Genomic DNA, 21,488 nt, shown 5'->3' on the forward strand with positions numbered 1-21,488 from the left:
CGCGGCGGCTGGACTCCTGGTCGCCCGGGGGAAAGCTGTGCCCTTTCGTCGATCGAAACACTTCCGTCGTGCAGTTCGTAGGGTATCAAGTGTTCAGATAGCTCACGTTTGTTCGCCCACAATATGCAACCGGCCGTCCGGATCGATCACCTCCCGTCGCATCGAGAACAGCCGGCCACATCCTGCACATGACCAGCCGCGGCCATCCGTATGATGCGCCGTTCCCACTCGGCCGCAAAACGGACACGGCGTCGTCTCGTCCGGCGTGACACCCAGGCGGATTCTCGAGGACAGGCTGCCGCTCGGATCGAGCCGGTCACCAAACTCGGCAAACCGGGCGCGCCATTTCTGCACCATCGCGGGACTCGTATCAACGATCTCCGACACCTGCATGATCGACAGCGGCAGCGCCAGGTAGCGGGTGAATTCCCTCATGCGCTCTATTGAATCGGTTTTCGTATTCACGAACGGCGTGCCGCTGCGGCGGCTGAATTTCTTCTTGCAGGTTCCGCACGAAAAGTTTGGAATGCCGCCCTTGGATTGACCCGCGAAATGTGTCTTTCGACTGCTACAGGTCGAACATGGTGGCGGCCGGCGACTGGTCGAATTCAATTTATCGAACTCGCGTATCAAACGTGCAGTCAGTCTCGTGTCCTCGCACGCGCCGATCTCGTCAAATGCCAGCGGCCCGGGTTCCAGTTCGGTCAATCGACCACCTAGCCGCACTCGGCGCTCCCATTGACCACTCGGATCGAGTCGCAGCAACCAGCTACGCCAGGCCGTGACGCGCTCCGCAATATCTGAAGACAAGCTGCCCATCCGCTCGCCGGCTTCGAGACATGAGATCGGTTGCGACAGCAGGGACACGAACAGGTCGAGCCTTTTGAGGTGCTTTTCGCCCAGTGGCGTGTCAACAGTGCGGCCGAAATAGCGCTGGCACGTCTGGCATTCGAACATCGGCAGCCGGCCGATAGGGCGCGTTCGGAATCCCGCACTTGTGATATGGCTGCCGCCGCAGCGCGGACAACGGGGCCGCGGCTCGTGACTCTCGGACAGCAGCGCGGCGATCTGCGCGGTCAGAAAGGCCGTCAGCTCCGAATCCTCGCCGGTCTCGTCTCCGACGACAGTGGGCCCAACATGGGCTTGCGCGTTCACCATCAGAACTGCGCCGTCACCTGAAAACCAACCGTGACACGCGCCGTCGGGAACCCGGACGGCTTGTAGATCGGCGTGCCGGCAAACAGGTCGTAACCATATCCACCGAATCGTGTCGCGACGCTGCCCTTGACGCCGATCACGGCACCCGCGAGCTGCGTGCCAACCAGGGCGACCGGCTGCGGGCCCCACACGCGGCCGTAGTCGATGCCGGCATAGACGGCCTGTCCGGTTTGGCCAATCGGCGCCTGTAGTTCGTTGCGCCAGTAGAATCCGCGCGCCGCGGCCAGCATCGTCTCGCCATCGAATCCACGCACCGTATAGCGGCTGCCGATCGTCAGGTCGTCGGTGTAGTAGAGCGTATTGCCCGTGTACTGGCCGTGGAACGTCGTGACGTAGCGGAACGGCTGCTGCGCGATCGCGAACGGCACCGACAGGTTCGCGTCGAGCACGGCCATCTTGTAGCGGTACGTCGGACCGCCGTCGGCCGCGAGGCTGTCGTCTTGCGCGCCGAACGCGCCGATGCCCTGCCGATACGCGAGCGTGCCATCGAACTGCGCATTGCCGAAGTAGTGGCGATCGGTCAGGCCAAACTCGATGAACGTGTTGTTGCGGCGCTGCTGCGGGATTTCCGTGTCTTCGATGAAACTTTGGCCGAACCGGCGCGACAGCCTGAACTGCGCACCGAAAACGTCGTTCTGGCTACGCGAGAGCACGCGGTTCAGCTTGAAGTCGACCGTCTTCGAATTCCCGCTCGCGACGAACGTCTGGTTCACGCCGGCGATCTGCTGGTAGTACGTGCTCGTGTATGCGGAGAGCGTTGCGGTCCAGTAGCCCCACGGAATCGAATAAAAGCCGTTCCAGCCATGCGAACCGAGCCGCTTGTCGCCGAACTCGAGATCCTGGCTCACGCCGATGTTGAAGAGGTCGTTCAGGCCGAGAGGGTTATCGATGCCGAGCGACAAGTTGCCTTGCAGCCGGCCGGTCGCGCGCGTACCGGAGTTGTCGATCGATGCGACGACCGTCCACGGCTTGCTGCGCTTCACGTCGAGCACGACGTCGCTCTCGCCGGGCATGTCGGTCGGCACGATCTGCATTGACACGTCCTGGCTCGTTATGCGCTTCATCTGCTCGAGGCCCTGTTCGAGGTCACGCAGGTTCAGTAGCTCACCGTCGCGAGTCGGGAATGCAGTTTTCCAGGTGCCGCGGAGCTTTTCGTCGGCGAAGCGCACATGGCGGATCACACCCGGGATCAATGAAAACTTGAGGGTGCCGGTCGACAGGTCCTATTCGGGCAGCAGCACGCGCGTCGTCACGTACCCGCGCGCCAGGATCGCTTGCGACAGGCCCTTGACGAGGATGTCGAGACCCTGTTTGCCAACGCACTGGCCAGTGTAGTGCTCAAACCATTCACGCGCGAACGCGAAGCGATCCATCGGCAACGCCGACGCGCCTTGCGATTTCAGGGAAGCGGGCAGCGCATCGGGTACGTCGAGTGCGAAACGCTCGATCCGAAAGCAGGGCGTTTCCGACGGTAGCGTGGGATACCCAGCGCTCGCCGTCACGTCCGATCGCACTCCGGGCGCAGAGACGGCCCGTTCGCGTTCACGCGCCTCTTCCTGCTGTCGGGTTTGCTGGTCGTTGCCCGGAATGATCGGGCGCGGCGCTTCCTGCGCCGACACACTGGTCGCGATAAGCAGCAGTGCTGCCACAGCAGAATTCCCCCGGCAAATAGTTCTCATGTGTTTTTCGAATGTTTTATCGTGGATCACACTGTGTCACTCGCGCTATCGTTGCATCACTTCGAAACGATCAGATCGATCTGCGTTCGCAGCTCGCGGCGCCACCATCGCAGCACTTTCTCGCCCCGTGTGGATATCCTTCTTTTCGTTCGGCTGCAAATTCTGCTTGAAGTGAGAATGTGGAGGCGAAAAAATTATATTATCCAATTAAGCTGTCGATTGCAGGCGGATCGCATAGGTAACGCCGGTCAAGATTGCAATAACGACGACCAGAAGCAGGAATACTCTAAATCGTGCTCGTCTTGTGGTTGGCCAAGCACCGCTACAGTCCGCGCCACCAGAGAGAACGGCCAGCACAAGCGCAATAAGTATCGCAACCACCAGCGTTGCCTTTGCGATTCCCGTGAATAAAATTTCTACAGATCTGCGCAACCAAGTCTGACGGAACGGACTTTTGATCGGATCTCGTAGATTTGGCCCACCATCAAACAAACCTCCACCTCTCTTTCATGAATTTTTAGAATCAAATCAGCAGTCCTGAAAGCAAGTCAACTCTCTCTATTTCTGTGTGCAGAGCGCCCTAAAAACGCAACGAGAGTGATGGCAGCAGACAAGCCAACAAATACAAGCAGCGCAAAAGGGGTGAGGAATTCACCAAACCTAGATGCTGTAGCCTTAAAGCCAACGACCACAAGACCCGCCACAAACAACCCTAGATAGATAATTACTATCGAAGCAATGAAAACCTTCCAAAGGCGAAATTTTCCGAGAATCTTTCCGAAAACTGGCCCAAAGAATCCTCCTATAAGGCCGCTTATGGATTCAATCGACATGTCTGCTCCTTACTGCTTCTGAGGTTCACCTGACTTCACAATTGCCTGCGCTGCTTTGCCTGCCGTTTGGCTTAGCGCAAGCCCGATTCCACGGATTACGACCCCCGGAATAGTCGTGATATTCATGATCGAATTCTGAATCCCCGCCCAGCCCAACATCGATGTAGTAAACATAGAGTTATAAGCTCCAAATGTCGTCGCAGTCGCCAGCCCGGCTAGTGAAAATTTCTGATTAAAACTATCGTAGAAGTTGTTCCCTTTCAGGGTTGCTAAGCCAGCACCGGCCACTGCCCCGCCCGTATACGTCGCACCGGAGACTGCTGCTCCAGTTGCTGCCGCTGTCGTCAGCGAGTACCCAGCCTGTGCAGCCTTATAGGCAGCAAACAGGTCTTGAGCATACGATAGCCCTGCCGATCCGCCGGCAATAATTTCTGGTACAAGGCCTGCAGTAGCAAGGCCACCAACGATCACCAGGCCCGCTGTCGGGTTCGCCACTGATCCTGGCAAAGCTCGCTGCTCTGGTGTCAGTGAGCCATCCTTGTTCCCAGACAAGAACGGACTGTTGTACTCCGCCGACGTCGCATGGAACAGCCCGCCACCGTTCTGACTGATATACGCCACCGCTGTTGCGTCCCCTCCCGGTCCCTTGCTCGCCGCCGCATCCACCAAACGATAGCCGTTCGCCAGCAGCATATTCTGCGCCTGCTCCGCAGTGAGTGACTTGCCAGTCTTTTCTGCATAGAACTTCGCGAAGTCCTTCGCCTTATCCTTCGCCCACTGTCTTTCGTCAGGGTGGAGCTGCCGATTAAACCGGTCGACGTTATACCCAGAGAACGCCCCCGATTCACCGCCCACTGCCGCACCGGCCCCCGTCGCAAGCGCGTTTGCCACGATGTTGCCCAGCGCCTGATTCATATTGGCGTTGCCGGTCGGATCGCTGCCTGCGATCGCGCTGCTCAGTTCGTTCAGCTTGCCGGACGCGATCGACGCAATCGCCGCACCGGCTGCGCCACCTACCGCATTGCCGCCGGCCAGTCCCGTCACCAGCGCCGCGCCTGCACCTTGCATCAGTGCGCGATTCGCTCCGCCTTCCTTCCACGCATCGACACCTGCCTGGTCACCATTCTTCTCGGCTTGCCGTTTCATCTCGTCGGCATAGTCCCCGATCCGGCGCGACACCGCTTCGCCAGCCGCGCTGGCCGCCGCCATCATGTCCGCTTGATTGCTCAACAGGTTCTGCATGTCGGGGAGTTTGGCGACTGTACCGTTCGTATTCGTCGTATCGCGATTCAAGCTCGCCACATCCTGCTTCTGGTTCGCCGAATCCGTGATTGTGACCGCCCCCGCGCTTACGCCGCTCTTCGTCGTCGCGCTATCACTGCCGCTGTCGTTCTGGCCAAGCATGGGCGCGGCGCCACCCGCATTCTTGCCCGACGTGCTGCCGTGCGTGCTGTAGTTCATCCCGCCATCGCCGGTCGTCGCGCCCGCGCTGAAGCCGCTCGAACTCGCATCGTAGTGCGACTGGTTCTGGATGTCCGAGAAGGACAGCGAACCTGTCGTCAGGGTGTTCTTTGACGCATCCGCGTCGCTCGCGATCAGCCCACCCTTCAGGTCGGTATTACCGGTGACGTTGATATTGAAACCGCCGTCACCTGCTTGAATCCCGGCCTGTTCATTGACGCCCGCATAGCTGCCCGACGCGTTGCCCTTGCTCTGGCTGAAGCTCGCACTGGCGCCGCCCTGACTGATGCTGAAGCCGCCACCCGAACTCGACTGATGTGCCGCGCTCGTCAGCGTATCCTGCACGCTGACGATGTTCAGATTCCCGCCCACATCGGCGTTCACCTGATTGCCCTTCACGTTCGAGCCGATGATGTTCGTATCGCCGCCCGAGATGATCGTCACGCCGTTTGCAGCATTCACATGGCTGTTGTTCTGGGTGGCCAGATCGCTGTTGCCATCGCCGTTGGCCTTCGACATCGCCGCGGAAACACCGAGCCCACCTGTGCCGACCGACACGCCCACGCTCGCGCTCTTCGACTCGTTCGTGCTGCGCGTCGAATCGGTATCCGTCGTATTGATGATATTGACCTGATTCTTCGCGGCCAATATCACATCGTTTGCGTTCACGTTCGAGCCGGCGATCGTCGCATTGCCGCTGCCCGGCTGCCCGTTCCCGGTTGCCGCAAACGCCACAGTCCCGCCCGCGTTCACGTTCGAGCCGCGATTCGTCACACTGTCTTCGGAGAACGCGCTCTTGCTATGACTGCTGCCAACACTGAGTTCGACCTTGAATTCAGGTGTTTTGCCTGCTCCCAGCGCGTTGACCACGTCGCCCGCGGCCACGTTCGCATCCCACGCCGCGCTGGCTGCCGCCATCCCGTGCAGCGCTGCCGCGCGACCATCCTGGCTATTGCCGGACGCGCGCGACTGACCAACGGCATTCGATACTGCGTCGATCACCGGCGCCTTCAATGCCAACGTCAGGCCACTCTTCGAGACTTCCTGCGTTTCGCCGCGGTGATTCTTGTCCTGCGCTGCGTCGATCGTCACGTTCGCGCCTGTACCGCTGAGATTCTTCGCTGCGATCAGGTCGCTGCCCGTCACGTGCAGGTCGTTTCCAGCCGTGATGCTCAAGTTGCCCTTCAGCGAACCGATCGAACTGGCATTGTTCGACACCTCGGTTGTCTGACTGGTCGTCTTCAGCGAGTTGTTGCCCACCGATACCGACAGTCCCCCGCCCGACATCAGCCCGGACTCCTTCTTGTCGTAGTAGCTCGACGACTGCACGGTATCCTGCGACGTCGTAACCGTCACGTTGCGCGCTGCCGTGAGCGTCACGTCGTTCGTTCCGACGATGGTGCTGCCCTGAACGTTGACGTCCTTGCCGCTGACAATGTTCACGCCGTCCGCCGATACCAGGCTGCCGCGATTGAGCGTCATCGTCTGGTCAATCCCGCTCGCGACCTTCACGCCGCTCACGACATTGCTGTGGCTGTGCGTTTCATGCGAGTTCAGTACGTGCGTCTCGGTAGCAGCACCGACATTCACGTCGCCGGCCGCCAGCAGGTTCGCGTTGCCCTTGTCGAGGCTGATCGCGCTGCCGGAAAGCGTAATATCCTTGCCCGACACGATGTTCACCGTATCGCCGCCCTTGAGCGTCGTCCCGGTCAGCGCCTGATCCGACGTGTGCAGTGTGTCCGCGGAGCTGCCGTGACTGTCCTTACCCGAACTGTTGGCGTTCACGGTCGATGTCGCGCTCGCCGCGCCGAGCGTCACGTTGCCCTTGGCTGCAAGCGTCCCACCTTGCCCGAGGTCGATCTGCGCGCCCTTCGCCGTCAGATCGCCACCCACGACGACATTCGATTGCCCACCGACCGTCACCGAGCTGCCGGCCACCTTGTTGATGTCGGTGTTCGACACACCGTTGGCCCGCTGCACGATCTTGCGCTCACCCGTCTGCACGGCACCAAGATCCCAGTTGCCGCCGACGTTCATGCCGAGGTTGCCGCCGACCGATAAGCTGCCCGCGTTCTGCTGGAAGTTGCCGCCCGTCGTGATCGACGCGTCGCCCGTGACGTCCAGCTTCGCGGTCGGCCCGAGCGTCGTCACCACGCTCGTCGCACCGTCGCGGCTCACGCGCGTGTTCGTCTTCGTCGCCGTATCGAGAATCAGGTCCTTGCCGGCGTCCAGCTGCAAACTGCCGGCCTTCACGTTCGCCGACGTCAGGTCGATGTTGTTCTCGGTCTTCAGCGACATCAGCCCGCCGCTTTGCAGCGCGCCGAACGCGTTGTCGATCTGCTTGCCCTGAATCGCCAGCGTGTTGTCCGCCTTGATCGTGCCGCTGTTCGTAAACGTCTGTGCGTTCTGGAAATCGATGTTCGTCGCACTGATCAGCGGTCCGCTGACATTCTGCTGGTTCGCCTGCGCGAGATACACGACCGGCACCAGCACCGACTGGCCGTCCACCACGCGCGTCTCCATCATGATCACGTTGCTGGTCAGCTTCGACACCTGCTCGGCCGACAGGCTCGCGCCCATCGGCAGATCGAGCGACTTCGACAGATCCGCGCCCGCCGACATCAACGACTGATACATCGTTTGCAGATCCGCGTACGGCCCCAGCACCGCCTTGCCGGTCAGCGCCGTCACCTGATTGCGCACGAGCTGCTGCTCATAGAAGCCGTCGCCGAGACGCTTCGGAATATGCGTGAGGTCGACGCCGAGCTGCCCGAAGAAGTAGTCGCTCGAAATGAAATTCTTCTGGTTCGTGAACGCCGGGTTCGTCTCGATCACGTAGTTCGCATTCGGCGCGGTAGTCGGCCGGTACAGCCCGCCCTGCGGAATCGTGAGGTTGTTCAGCACATTCAGCGCCGTCGCGCCGGCGATGATCGGATCGACCGGCGCCGGCGGACCGCCATGCACCGACGACGCACCCGATTTCGCGCCGCTCGCGTTACCGCTCAGGTTGGTGGGCGTGAGACCCGGCACCGACTGCCCCGGCAACAAGCCGAGCGACGGAATCGACGCGTTGGCCGCCGTGTTGCTGACGCTGACACCCGTTCCCGAGATCGTGCCGTTGGAACTCAACGTCGAAAAATAGCCCGGCAGCGTGTAATCCTTGATCGATGCCGGCGCCGCCTGCGTGTAACCTCCCGGGCGCCCTGTCACGAACGGCGCGTTGCCGAACGGCAGTTGCCAGTCGTGTTCGCTGTTGTCGTAGTTGTTGTAGTGGTACTGCCCCGAGTAGGAGACCGACACGCCCGGCAGTTTCTGACCGGATGCCGCCCAGCCGTCGGCATCGTAGTGCGCCGGCATCTTGATGTCGCCGACCGCCGCGATGTTGCTCCAGTAGTTTTGCAGCGTGCCGACCGACGATGTATCGATCCTGCCGCCCGACACGATCTGCGCGGCCGGGCTGATGTCCGTCACGGTTGTCGCCGTCGCGCTATCGGCATAGTAGGTCGTGAACTGATAGTCGCTGTTCCACTGGCCACTGTGGGGCGGCTCGGTGTAGACGCCGCCGATGCTGTCCGAATCCTTCACGCCGGGCTGGCCCGTGCGGCCCTTGATCGGAATGCCGAACTGCGCAAGCGATGCCGGATCGATCTGGCTGGTGGAGGTCTTCATCACGCGGCGCGTGCTCGTGATCTTGTCGGCGTGCAGTTCCATGTCGCCGCCGGACCGGATCAGCGCGGACACGTTATTGACCAGCGCCGCGTTCCTGTAGTTGCCGCTCGCGTCCTTGCCGCCGGCCAGGACCACTTTGCCCATACCGAAGATGGCCGTCGTCGCCATCGAGTCGGTCGCAGTCGTGTCGTCACGGTTTTCGATGTCGTGCGCGAGGATCTCGAGCGTGCCGTTGCTGTCCGATGCACCGATCAGCGCGGTCGGCCCGAGGTTCGAGATCGTGTTCGTCGCGTTGAGCGAGGCGCTGGCACCCACGAGCGCGCCGGTATTGATCAGGTTGGTCGATTGCGTGTGCAGCAAGCCGCCGGCCGTCAAGGCGCCCACGTTGACGATATTGCCTGCATTGACGCTCAGGTTGTTGACCGATTCCAGGTTCGCATTGTTCGTGAAGGTGCCGGGCAGCGTGAAGGCAAGATCGTGACCGACGTTGAACTGGGTGTCGGCGGCCGCCGTGTAGTCGCCCTGCAGATTAACGTTCGCGTCGTGCGTTGCGCTGTATGTGCCGCCGCCCTGCAGCGTGGCCGCCGCGACCGACAGGTCGTGCGTTGAGCTGATCTGGCCGTTCGTATTCGCGATCGCGCCGGTCGTCGTGACGTCCACGTCGCCGTTCGAATTCGTGACGTTGCCAATGGTGCCGCCGCTGTTGTCCAAGGCGTTGCCTTGAACATGCAGCGATGCGCCGCTGAGTTGACCGCCTTGCGTGTTGCTGATCGACGCTGCGCTGACCGTCACCTCGCCGTTGCCGGTAATCGCACCCATGCCCGCTATGCCGCCGGCGTGGCTGTTGGCGATCTGGCTACCGCCTTGCACCGTCATCTTGCCGGCACCGAGGTCGACAATGGCGCCGTCCGCGTTGTCGATCGAAGCCGATTGAATGGCGAGCGTGCTGGTGTCGCCCGCAGTCGATTGCCCGGCCTGGACGTGGCCGCCCCGGTTCGACAGGGCACCGCCGTTCTTCAACGACAGCGAGGCATCCGATCGCAGCAGACCCTGCGCATTGTTCACGTCGCCCGCAATCGTGGCATTGATGCCGCGCTGCGCGGCGAGGATACCGCTCGCGTTGTTCCAGGTGGCCGCATTGACGATGGCTTTTCCCTTCGTCACGATGGTGCCCGACGCGTTGTTCAGCGCGCTGGCGCCCGCAGTGGTCCCGGTACCCGGCGCGATCGTCAGCGTGCCCGTGCCGGCGTGCGTAATCGTGCCGCCGGCATTGTTCAGTTCCGCGGGCTTGAGCGTCAGGTCCGTGCTGTTGGTCTGGATCACGCCGGCGGCCGAGTTGTCGAGCGTGCCGCTGACGTTCATCCCCATCGCTGACGATCCATACTGCGTGATCGTGCCGCCGTGGTTCACAAGGTTCGCGGCCGTCAGCGCAAGCCGATTGGCCTCGAGCTTGCCGCCGCTATTGTCCAGAATCGAATCGGCAGTGACCGACAGGTTCGGCGCGACGATCGAGCCGCCTTGGTTCGTGATCGAACCAGTGTGGATCGTCGTGTTCGTGCCCGCACCAATCTGGCCGCCGTCGTTCGCCAGCGTACCGCTGGTGACCCTCAGGTCCGTGTTCGACAGCAGCTTGCCGTTCGCGTTGTTCAGCGTGCCGCCGACGGTTGCCGCCAGTCCACTCTGTGCGTTGATCGAGCCCGACGTGTTGTTCAGCGTGCCGGTTTGCGCAACGACGCGCCCGTTGCTGGCGATCGAACCGCCCACGTTCGATACCGAGCCCGAACCACCGCCAAGCGTCAACGTGCCGTTGCCGGCATGGGTAATCGTGCCGCCATCGTTGACGATTGTCGTCGGTGCCAGCGTCAGATCGGTACTGTTGGTTTGCAGCGTGCCGCCATTCGAGTTGTCGAGCGTACCCGACACATTGACGGCCATCGCGCCGGCGCCGGTCTGCGTGATGGTGCCGCCGTGGTTCACGAGGTCCGTCGCGTTCAACGACACCTGGCTTGCCTGCACGGCGCCCGCGCTATTGTCGAGGGTCGTGCCAGTCAGCGCGGCCGTCTGACCGACGATCGAGCCGCCGTTGTTCGTCAGGTGCGTGCCGGCATCCACCGCGACGTTTTGCGCGGCCTGCAGCGTGCCGCCGCCGTTATCGACGGACTGGCCCGCGATATGCAAATTGGTGTTGGAAGTGATCGCACCGTGGTTGACAACGTTTGCGCCGCGGACCGAAACATCGCCGTTCCCGCCAATGACACCGCCTTGTGCGCCGTTCGCGGTCGTGCCCGCGGCGTTGGTCAACTGACCACTCGTCGTCACTGACAAACCGTCGCCGTTGAGCGATGTGATACGACCCGCCGTGTTGTCCAGCGTTGTGCCGGCCACTGTCATGCCGGCCGCGCTTTGAACGGTGCCCTGGTTGTTCGCGATGGCGCCGCCACGCACGTCCGCCGTACTTTCGGATACCAGTTCGCCAGACTGGTTGGCGATCTGGCCGGCGACATTCACCGACAGCGGGCCTTGCGACGATACCTTGCCGCCCTGGTTCGAGAGGGCACCGCCAGTCAGCGTCGTGCTGTTGCCGCTCGACAGGCTGCCGTGATCGTTGATCACGGTGCCCGATGCATTCGCCTGAATGGCACCTTGCGCGCTCGTCGTCGCATTCGACAGATTCACGTCGCCGGCCGTCGCGTTCAGCGACAGATTGCCGTTCGTCGCTGTCTGGCTGCCGGCAAGATTCACGCTACCGCCCGTCAGTGACGCATTGCCGCCCGCGACATTCTGGCCGACCGCGGTCAGCTGGCCGGAGGCCGTCAGGTTCAGGTCGCCGCTGTGTGCCACGGAGCCGTCGTTGTTCACGCCCGCGCCGAGCGTGCCGATCGAATTGACGCTGCCGGCATTCACTGTCGTATTCTGCTGCGCCGCGAGCGTCCCGCTGTTCGCGAGATCGGCTGCTGTGTTCGTCGACAGCGATTGCTGCGCGTACGTCGTGCCGCTATTCTGGATGCCGCCTGCGGCCGACAGCGCGAGGTTGCCGCTCGCAGTCGTCTTACCCGTGAGCACGAGTCGGCCGTTCGACTGCAGCGTCAGGTCACCCGCCTGCGCGGCGATCGTGCCGGCGTTGGCTACCCCCACACCGAACTCATTCGAGGCGAGGAAGATCCGATTGCTATACATGCCGCCCAACTGACTCACGTCGATTGCAACCGACGGTGCGGGGCCGTCTCCAGCGATCGGTGTCGCGGCAAGCGTGTCGTGGTTGACCTGGGCCGCACCGACGATCACGTTCAGGTTCTTCGCGTACACCGCAGCATTCACCTGCACCGCGCGTGCAATCAGATCGACCTGATCGATATTGGCTGCATTCAGGCCCGCACCAGCGACGGTCACGAGACCGCGGTTAACGTTGTAGCCGGCAAGTGCCCCATCGGCACCATAGAATGGCACGCCGGTTGTCAGGGTCGCGCGACTGGTATTGAGAAAGCCGCCGCCGTCGACAAAAATCCCTGAGGGGTTAGCCAGGACGAGTTCCGCACGGGCGCCTGCTATCTCGACTGTGCCGCGGATTTGAGATGGGTTCGGGCTGTTGACCTGATTGACGATGATCCGCGCGGCCTGTCCGGCTCCGTAATTCGGGTTGCCGTTGATCCAGCCTGCCTGCTGGGTCTGGACCATCGTGGCCGAGTTGTTCAGGATCGCGCCAGCCTTCTGTACATCGAACTGGTTGTAGGTGTTGACCGAGACACCTGCGCTCGACGGACGCGCCACGTTGACTTGCGGCAAGCCGTTCGGCGTCTGGATCACCTGCGTGCTGGTACCCTGCGTCGGGACGATCTGCGCACCGGACAGGGCGGGTAGCATGCCGAGCACGACGACGCACGCTGCAACGGCGTGCGTGCCAGACGCCGATGAACGCCACCGCGCGCGCGCCTCGCCCGATGCCGATTTCCCCTCAGCCGTCGCCGTCTCCGCGACGGCGACCACCATACCCCGAAGCCTGGAATACACCAGGCGGTGCGTATTCTTGTTCATTCCCGTCGACGCGGCCCGCGTCCACTCGTTGGTTATTGGACGCGAGCTTACCGAAACGCCGAAAAATGACTGTCAAAAATTACCAAGCTGTTGAGGGGAAACCACAAATTTCAGATTCGTCTGATTGACGTGCGTTCGGGCATCTCAGGTCGAGTTCCTAAAGCATACGGCGACAAACCCGATCGACTTCTCGCGCGCCTGTCGTGTGCCCGCCTGTTACGCACGAATTTTGTTCGCGGTTGAATGTTTCGACGTTCGATTAGTCACGCAAGGGTCTTTCGAGATTTATGAGAAGTCGCCAATCCGTCCTGTCACAATGGACAGGCGCATTTCGGGACGCACAACCTGAATTGCTAACCGGAATCAGTCCGTTCGGATTGAGCGCGAGGTAGTCCGGCGACTTGTGCTGATCGTGGGTGCGGTCGATGTACTCAAGCTCGAACGGCTTGCCGACTTCTTCGAGCACGAAGTGCGGCGCCATGCTTGCATTGCCTGGGTAATGGCAAAGCTCCGTCTGGATTTCATCGCCAACGCGTCACGCCGCCGCAAACTCGATCACCGGTTCACAGCGGATCGGGAAGTTGACCGAATTCGCGATATAGCACTTCGCGTGCGCATCGTGATGCAGATGTTCCGCCCGCTCGCGATCGTCACCTGCCTGGATGGTCACGTGCGGGCGCAGCACGATTTCGGTGAAGCGCCCCTGCTCCGGACTGTCGAGCATCGTCCCTTCCGCGTCGTCGACATACGCGAGCACACGAATACCGGCCTCGGCGCACAGATGCAGGTACCAGAGCTTGTGGCACGCCGATGCCGACGCCAGCAGCAGGTCTTCCGGGTTCCAGCGCGACGCGTCGCCACGAAAAGCCGCATCCGACGAACCGGGAATGTCCGGCTTCGAACCGGCGCGGATCACATGATCGCGGCCGTACTCGCGATACCCCGACGTGCCGGTGCCGCGGTTGCCCGTCCACTGCACTGCGACTCGATATTTGTGTTCACCAGATGCCATCTCGCTCTCCATTGAGGTCGGTTGCTTCCACCGGGCCCGAGTTCATTTTATGAAGCCCGCCAATGGCTGCCATTTTGGCACCGGAATTCCGTTTGGTATACCATTATTCCAAAATGAAGTGAGGAACACGCAGGCATGGAAGCCAAACTCGACTCCACGGCGGACGCGGTGGCCGCATCGCTGCGGGACATGATCATCAACGGCGAACTGGAAGCCGGCGAGCGGCTCGTCGAGCGCGACCTGGCCGACCGCTTCGGGATCAGCCGGATTCCGATGCGCGAAGCCATCCAGCGTCTGGAACGCGAAGGATTGCTGGACATCTTCAGGAATCGCGGCGCCGTCGTGCGCATGCTGAGCGCGTCGGACGTGCAGGAAATCTACGACCTGCGCGCGCTGCTCGAAGGCGATGCGATCTACCGGAGCGTGAAGCGGCTCGACGACGAGACGCTCGCGCGCGCCGAACTCGTCCATCGCCTGCTCGGCGATGCGACCGTGTCGCGCCGGCAAGGAGAGCTGAACCGCGAATTCCACGCATTGCTGTATTCGTGCTGCGGCAACGCGCGGCAGTTGAAGACGATCGGGGAACTGCGCAGCCAGGTCGAACGCTACGAGCGTCTGCAGGCCACGCTGCTCGCGGATACGCCGTCGTTCCAGGTCGAGCACGAGGAGATCCTGAAGGCGTGCCGCGAGGGCAATGCGCGCGCCGCCCGTTCGAAGACGATCGCGCATCTCGAATCGGCCAGAAGCATCATGATGCGTCTCGTCGTAGGCGGTTGAGGCCGGCGCGGCGCTTGCCGTGTTCCACATCGCACGCGACTGCGCGCCGGCCCGCGCCGATTGCGGCGGCAACCTCGAAGCACCCGGCGCCGCCACGCACGATATTTACCGCGTCGCGCGCTCACTCGGCACGCGGCCTGTCGTACCGCGCACCACCAGCCGCGGCAGCGACGCGGTCCGCACGCGCGATGCGTCGTCGCTGCGGCCGCCCGCCTCGCGCAGCGCGTTGAGCAATTCGACCGCGAGGCCGGCGGCTTCGGCGGTCGGGATCGCGACGGTCGTCAGCGTGGGCCGCGTGTCGCTTGCCAGATGGATGTCGGTAATGCCGACGATCGACAGGTCGTCGGGCACGCGCCTGCCGCGATCGGCCGCCGCATGCATTGCGCCGATCGCCGGCAGGTCGTTGGTGGCGACCAGCGCGGTCAGCCGCGGGTGAGCGTCGAGCAGCCGGCCCGCCGCGCGCACGCCGCCTTCGATCGAATCGTGCTCGGCCGCGACGATCGACGCGTCGAGCCCCGCTTCGCGCATCACGTCGACGAAACCGTCGTAACGCGCCGCCTGCACGCCGCTCGCCGCCCCGCCGACGATCACGCCGATGCGCTCGTGCCCGAGTTCGAGCAGATGCCGCGTCGCGATCCGCCCCGCTTCGCGCAAATCGATGGCCACGCACGGCAATCCGTCGGGCGGCGCGTCGGGCCGCTCCCACAGGCACAGCACGACCGGCACGCCGCGCCGTGCGACGTCGAGCAGATCCGGCAGGTGCAGGTTCGCGTTGGTCACGAGAATGCCTTCGGAGATCGTGCCGGCGATCTGGTCGAGGTACGCGCGCCCCTGCAACGGATCTTCGTTCGTATTGCAGACGATCAGGAACTGCCCGTTGCGGCGCACCGCCCGCTCGACCGCCAGCGCGAACTCCGGATAGAACGGGTTCGCGATGCTCGATACCATCAGCGCGACCGTCGGCGCGCGCCCTTCCGCCAGCGCCCGCGCGGCGAGATGCGGCCGATACCCGAGCGCCTGCACGGCTTCCAGCACCCGCGCACGCGTGGCCTCGCCGACCCGGCCACGGTCGCGCAGCACGTTCGATACCGTCGCGGCCGTCACGCCGGCGCGGCGCGCAACTTCGTCCAGTGTCGCCATCGTTTGCTCACTATATGAGACGTCGATCCAGTATTTGCTTCGCTCACCGAAGCGGCGCACTATCGGCGCACACCTTGCCGCCCGACCACCGGGTGCGACTCGGCCGCGATCGGATCGCTTCTTTTTTTGATCGCGATGATTAAGCGCTTAAGCAATCATGACGGCGCATTAGAACATGGAGCGGAGACAATGGCGAGCATCTCGATGCGACGCGTGCAGAAAGCCTATGGCGATCACGCGCCGGTCATTCGCGACGTCGATCTGGAGATCGGCGCGCACGAGTTCTGCGTGTTCCTCGGGCCGTCCGGATGCGGCAAGTCGACGCTGCTGCGCATGATTGCCGGGCTCGAGGACCTGAGCGCGGGCGAGTTGTCGATCGACGGCCGTCGCGTCGACGACGTGCCGGCCGCCGAGCGCGGCGTCGCGATGGTGTTCCAGAGCTACGCGCTGTTTCCGCACATGACGGTCTACGAGAACATGGCGTTCGGGCTGAAGCTCGCGCGCGTGCCGAAAGCCGAGATCGACCGGAAAGTGCGCGATGCCGCACGCATCCTGCAGCTCGACACGCTGCTCGAGCGCAAGCCGAAGGCGCTGTCGGGCGGGCAGCGGCAGCGCGTCGCGATCGGCCGCGCGATCGTGCGCGAGCCGGGCGTGTTCCTGTTCGACGAACCGCTGTCGAATCTCGACGCGGCGCTGCGCGGCCAGACCCGCATCGAGATCGCGCGGCTGCACCGGCAGTTCGAACGCGCGAGCGTCGTCTACGTGACGCACGACCAGACCGAAGCGATGACGCTCGCCGACCGGATCGTGCTGCTGCACGCCGGCGCGGATACCGCGCAGCACGGCAGCATCGCGCAAGTCGGCGCGCCGCTCGACCTCTACCACCATCCGGCCAGCCGCTTCGTCGCCGGCTTCATCGGCTCGCCGCGCATGAACTTTCTGCCGGCCGTCGTCACCGCATCCGATGCCCGCCGCACGACCGTCACCGTCGCGCCTTCCGGCGAAACCTTCACGCTGCCGCGCGACGGCTCCGCGCTCGATGCCGGCGCAGCCGTGACGCTCGGCATTCGCCCCGAGCACCTGACGCTCGGCGCCACGCACGATGCGACGACGCTCGTGCGCGACATCGCGCTCGTCGAGCGCCTGGGCGAACAGACCTACGTGCACCTCGACCAGCCCGGCGGCGCGCCGCTGATCGCGAAGGTGCCCGGCGACGCACAGGTGCACAGCGGCGAACGCGTGCACGTGCATGCGCCGGCCGCCGCCTGCCATCTCTTCGCCGAAGACGGCCGCGCGGTGCCCGCGTGCGCCGACGTCCACGTCCATCACTACGCTTAAGGATCGCGTATGCGCCTCGGAGTCTGTTATTACCCGGAACACTGGCCGGAATCGATGTGGGCGAACGACGCCCGCCGGATGAAAGCACTCGGCATCGAGCAGGTGCGGATCGCCGAATTCGCATGGAGCCGCATCGAGCCGTCGCCGGGCGAATACGACTGGGGCTGGCTCGACCGCGCGGTCGACGTGCTCGGCGCGGCCGGCCTCGAGATCGTGATGTGCACGCCGACCGCGACGCCGCCGAAGTGGCTGGTCGACCGTCATCCCGATATCCTCGCGATCGGCGCGGACGGCCGGCCGCGCGCGTTCGGTTCGCGCCGCCACTACGACTTCTCGTCGCCGACCTATCTCGAAGCGTCGCGCCAGATCTGCACGGCGGTCGCCGAACGCTACGGCCGCCATCCGGCCGTGCGCTACTGGCAGACCGACAACGAGCTGGGTTGCCACCAGACCGTCGTCAGCTACTCGCCGGCCGCGCTCGTGCGCTTCCGCGAATGGCTGAAGGCACGCTACGGCACGATCGACGCACTGAACCGCGCGTGGGGCACCGTGTTCTGGAGCATGGAGTATCGCCACTTCGACGAAATCGACGCGCCCGTCGGCACCGTGACCGAGGCCCATCCGTCGCATCGCCTCGACTACCGGCGCTTCGCGTCGGACGAGGTCGCGCGCTATCACCGGATGCAGGTCGACGTGCTCCGCGCGCATTCGCCGGGCCGGCCCGTCGCGCACAACTTCATGCAGCTGTTCACCGAGTTCGATCACTACGAGGTGGCGCGCGACCTCGACATCGCGACGTGGGACAGCTATCCGCTCGGCGCGCTCGAGGAGCAATGGTTCGCGCCCGACGTGAAGACGCGCTGGCTGCGCACCGGCCATCCCGATTTCGCGTCGTTCAATCACGACGTGTATCGCGGCATGTCGAAGCTGCCGTTCTGGGTGATGGAGCAGCAGCCGGGGCCCGTGAACTGGGCGCACTGGAACCCCGCGCCGCTGCCGGGCATGGTGCGCCTGTGGAGCTGGGAGGCATTCGCGCATGGCGCCGGCTGCGTGTCGTACTTCCGCTGGCGGCAGGCGCCGTTCGCGCAGGAGCAGATGCATGCGGGCCTGCACACGCCGGACGACCAGCTCGACGAAGGCGGCCGCGAAGCGCAACGCGTCGCGCGCGAGATTGCGGCGGTGCACGACGTCGGCGCTGATGAGGACGATCCGGTGCGCGCATCAGTCGCGCTGATCTACGACTACGAGGCGAAGTGGCTGTTCGAGGTGCAGCCGCAGGGCGCCGATTTCCACTACCCGCGCTTCGCATTCGAGTACTACTCGGCGCTGCGCTCGCTCGGCCTCGACGTCGACGTGGTCTCCGTGCATGCGCCGCTCGACGGCTACCGGCTCGTGGTCGTGCCACCGCTGCCGATCGTGCCGGACGATTTCGCGGCGCGGCTCGCCGCATCGGGCGCGCATGCCGTGTTCGGGCCGCGCACCGGCTCGAAGACCGTCGACCTGCAGATTCCGCCGACGCTGCCGCCCGGCCCGCTCGCGCCGATCCTGCCGGTTCGCGTGTGGCGCGTCGAATCGCTGCGGCCGAACGTGACCGAACGGATCGACGGTGCGCTGCGCGACGGCTCGCCGCTCGCGGGCGATGCACGCCACTGGCGCGACTTCGTCGAGCTGCACGACGACACGCGCAGCGTCGTACGCGCGCGCTTCGCCGACGGTCATCCGGCCTGCGTGTCGCATGGCGCGCTGCACTACTGGGCCGCGCTGTTCGACGACGCGACCACCGCGCAACTGTTCGCCGATGTCGCGGCCGAAGCGGGCCTCGCGCCGACGCCGCTCGGCGACGGCGTGCGCGTGAGCCGGCGCGGCGGCCTGACCTACGTATTCAACTATGGCGGCACGCCACACACGATCGACGCGGTGCCGCCGTCGGCGTTCGTGCTCGGCGCCGCGCAGGTCGAGCCGCAAGGCGTCGCCGTGTATCGAAGCCGTTCGTAGCACCCGCCACCGGCGCCGCGACGCGCCGGTCACGCACAACGACACACAGGAATGGAGACAACCATGACACATCGCCCCCTTCGCGCCGCCGTCCGGCTCGCCGCGGCCGCCGCCATCGCGTTCGCTTCGTTCGGCGCCGCCGCGCCGGCGAGCGCCGGCACGCTGACCGTCAACATCGCGTTCAAGGGCGCCAGCCAGCGCGCGGTCTGGCAATCGACGCTCGACGCATTCCACAAGGCGCATCCCGACATCGACGTGAAGGCGACCTTCGTCGACGAGGAAGCGTACAAGGTGCAGCTCCCCGCGTGGCTCACGACCGTCGCGCCGGACGTCGTGAACTGGCACGCGGGCGAGCGGATGGCGTATTACGCAAAGCGCGGACTGTTCGAGGACCTGAGCGGCGACTGGACGAAGAACGGCTGGGGCGCGATGTATGCGTCAACGCGCGACGCATCGTCGTATAACGGCAAGCAGTACGCGGCGCCGACCGTCTATTACTCGTGGGGGCTGTTCTATCGCAAGGACCTGTTCCGCAAGGTCGGCATCGCCGACGAGCCGAAGACCTGGGACCAGTTTCTCGATGCGTGCAAGAAGCTGAAGGCGGCCGGCATCACGCCGGTCGCGATCGGCGGCCGCGACGCGTGGACGCTCGCCGGCTGGTTCGACTATCTCGACCTGCGCGTGAACGGCAACGCATTCCACCAGCAGCTGATGGCCGGCAACGTGCCGTACACCGACCCGCGCGTGAAGAAGGTCTACACGACGTGGAAATCGCTGATCGATGCCGGCTACTTCATCGACAACGCGCTGTCCTACGATCTCGACGGCGCACAGCCGTTCCTGTTCCAGGGCAAGGCCGCGATGATGCTGATGGGCACCTTCATCGCGGCCGGCTTCCCGCCGAACGTGAAGCCTGAAATGGGCTACTACCGCTTCCCGATCATCGACCCGAAGGTGCCGACCGCCGAGGACGGCCCGGTCGAATCGCTGCACATCCCGACGAAGGCGAAGAACAAGGCCGACGCGCACACGTTCCTCGCATTCGTGGAAACGCCCGAGATGGGCGCGAAGCTCGCGGAAGGCCTCGGCTCGCTGTCGGCCAACAGCAAGTCGCCCGAGCCGGCCGATCCGATCTCGCGCATCGGCTTCCGGATCCTCGCCGACACGAAGGGTGGCGTCGCGCAGTTCTACGACCGCGACATGACGAAGGAAATGGCCGACGAGGGGATGAAGGGCATGCAGCAGTTCATGGCCGATCCCGCGCAGCTCGATACGGTGCTCGCGCAGCTCGAACAGACCCGCAAGCGGATCTACAAGAAGTGACCGCGTGACCCAGCCGGCGGCCCTGTGCCGCCGCGTCCGTACAGGAGGCTTGCCGTGTCCAGTCCGATCACGTCCACCCCACCCGCCGGCGCCGCGCCGCCGCGCGGAGCATCCGCCGCCGCGCTGCCCGCGCGCCGTCCGTCGCCCGCGGTGCGGCGGCAACGGCGCGCCGCGTGGCTCTTTCTCGCACCGGCCTGCGCAATGGTTGCCGTCTATGTGATCTGGCCGATCCTGTCGACGCTGTGGCTGAGCCTGTACAACTGGGACGGGATGACCGAGCGCAGCTTCGTCGGGCTCGCGAACTACGTCGAGCTGCTGCACGCGCCGACGTTCTACACCGCGCTGCGCAACAACGTGATCTGGCTCGCGCTGTTCATGCTCGCACCGCCGCTCGGCCTCGCGCTCGCGCTGTACCTGAATCAGGCGGTCGGCGGCATCCGGCTCGTGAAGTCGTTGTTCTTCGCGCCGTTCGTGCTGTCCGGCGTGGTCGTCGGCCTGATCTTCTCGTGGTTTTACGATCCGACCTTCGGGCTGCTCGCGCTGCTCGCCGGGCACGGCATCCCGGTGCTCGGCGATGCACGCTACGCGACGCTCGGCATCGTATTCGCCGCGCTGTGGCCGCAAACGGCGTACTGCATGATCCTGTACCTGACCGGCCTCACGTCGGTCTACCCGGAACAGATCGAAGCGGCGCGGATGGAAGGCGCACGCGGCTTCGCGCTGCTGTGGCACGTCGTGCTGCCGCAACTGCGGCCGACCACCTTCATGGCGATCGTCGTCACGGTGATCGGCGCGCTGCGCAGCTTCGACCTGATCTCGGTGATGACGAGCGGCGGCCCGTTCGAGAGTTCGACCGTGCTCGCGTATTACATGTACGACCAGGCGATCAAGTACTACCGGCTCGGTTATTCCGCGTCGATCGCGGTCGTGCTGTTCGCGATCATGCTCGTCTACATCGTGTTCCAGTTGCGCCGCATGCTGCGCAACGAGCAATAACCCGACCGGTGGCCA

At 64.1% G+C, this 21,488-nt stretch carries 10 protein-coding genes and 2 pseudogenes; 5 read left to right on the forward strand and 7 right to left on the reverse strand.

Annotated features, from left to right (window positions below; genetic code table 11):
• Nucleotides 1-102: 102 nt before the first annotated feature.
• The 6 genes and pseudogenes from DM992_RS25780 to DM992_RS25800 all read right to left on the reverse strand — a co-directional run bounded on the left by DM992_RS25780 (nucleotide 103) and on the right by DM992_RS25800 (nucleotide 13,904).
• Complete coding sequence (locus tag DM992_RS25780; RefSeq protein ID WP_111019203.1) at nucleotides 103-1,158, reverse strand: DUF746 domain-containing protein; 1,056 nt, start codon at nucleotides 1,156-1,158, stop codon at nucleotides 103-105.
• Nucleotides 1,158-2,897: pseudogene (locus tag DM992_RS25785) on the reverse strand (ShlB/FhaC/HecB family hemolysin secretion/activation protein). The gene DM992_RS25780 and the pseudogene DM992_RS25785 overlap by 1 nt, the downstream one beginning before the upstream one ends.
• 548 nt (nucleotides 2,898-3,445) lie before the next feature.
• The gene (locus DM992_RS41815) at nucleotides 3,446-3,730 is read right to left on the reverse strand and encodes a hypothetical protein (protein ID WP_162631736.1); all 285 of its coding nucleotides are present in this window, start codon (nucleotides 3,728-3,730) and stop codon (nucleotides 3,446-3,448) included.
• A 792-nt stretch (nucleotides 3,731-4,522) separates the two neighbouring features.
• A pseudogene (locus tag DM992_RS25790) lies at nucleotides 4,523-12,892 on the reverse strand (hemagglutinin repeat-containing protein); the annotation flags it as partial.
• A gap of 259 nt (nucleotides 12,893-13,151) precedes the next feature.
• On the reverse strand, nucleotides 13,152-13,373 hold the full coding sequence (locus DM992_RS43560; protein WP_343212426.1) for a hypothetical protein: 222 nt from the start codon (nucleotides 13,371-13,373) through the stop codon (nucleotides 13,152-13,154).
• A gap of 54 nt (nucleotides 13,374-13,427) precedes the next feature.
• A complete protein-coding gene (locus tag DM992_RS25800) occupies nucleotides 13,428-13,904 on the reverse strand; it encodes an OsmC family protein (RefSeq protein ID WP_111020392.1) in 477 nt (158 codons plus the stop codon).
• A 135-nt stretch (nucleotides 13,905-14,039) separates the two neighbouring features.
• Between DM992_RS25800 and DM992_RS25805 the strand changes: the two genes are divergently transcribed.
• On the forward strand, nucleotides 14,040-14,681 hold the full coding sequence (locus tag DM992_RS25805; RefSeq protein WP_111019204.1) for a GntR family transcriptional regulator: 642 nt from the start codon (nucleotides 14,040-14,042) through the stop codon (nucleotides 14,679-14,681).
• A 105-nt stretch (nucleotides 14,682-14,786) separates the two neighbouring features.
• On the opposite strand, the gene DM992_RS25810 is transcribed toward DM992_RS25805, so the two are convergent.
• Nucleotides 14,787-15,821, reverse strand: a complete 1,035-nt coding sequence (locus DM992_RS25810; protein WP_111019205.1) for a LacI family DNA-binding transcriptional regulator — start codon at nucleotides 15,819-15,821, stop codon at nucleotides 14,787-14,789.
• A 189-nt stretch (nucleotides 15,822-16,010) separates the two neighbouring features.
• Between DM992_RS25810 and ugpC the strand changes: the two genes are divergently transcribed.
• The 4 genes from ugpC (at nucleotide 16,011) to DM992_RS25830 (ending at nucleotide 21,473) form a co-directional block, all read left to right on the forward strand.
• Nucleotides 16,011-17,159: a sn-glycerol-3-phosphate ABC transporter ATP-binding protein UgpC gene (gene ugpC / locus DM992_RS25815; RefSeq protein ID WP_111019206.1), complete on the forward strand. Its 1,149-nt coding sequence runs from the start codon at nucleotides 16,011-16,013 to the stop codon at nucleotides 17,157-17,159.
• Between the two features lie 9 nt (nucleotides 17,160-17,168).
• Nucleotides 17,169-19,154 (forward strand): beta-galactosidase, encoded by a 1,986-nt coding sequence (locus DM992_RS25820; protein WP_111019207.1) that lies wholly within the window; start codon nucleotides 17,169-17,171, stop codon nucleotides 19,152-19,154.
• 63 nt (nucleotides 19,155-19,217) lie between these two features.
• Complete coding sequence (locus DM992_RS25825) at nucleotides 19,218-20,477, forward strand: extracellular solute-binding protein (protein ID WP_111019208.1); 1,260 nt, start codon at nucleotides 19,218-19,220, stop codon at nucleotides 20,475-20,477.
• A gap of 54 nt (nucleotides 20,478-20,531) precedes the next feature.
• The gene (locus DM992_RS25830) at nucleotides 20,532-21,473 is read left to right on the forward strand and encodes a sugar ABC transporter permease (protein WP_111019209.1); all 942 of its coding nucleotides are present in this window, start codon (nucleotides 20,532-20,534) and stop codon (nucleotides 21,471-21,473) included.
• Nucleotides 21,474-21,488 lie beyond the last annotated feature (15 nt).

The organism is Burkholderia sp. JP2-270, assembly GCF_003233675.1.
In the GTDB taxonomy this organism is placed as follows: domain Bacteria; phylum Pseudomonadota; class Gammaproteobacteria; order Burkholderiales; family Burkholderiaceae; genus Burkholderia; species Burkholderia pyrrocinia_C.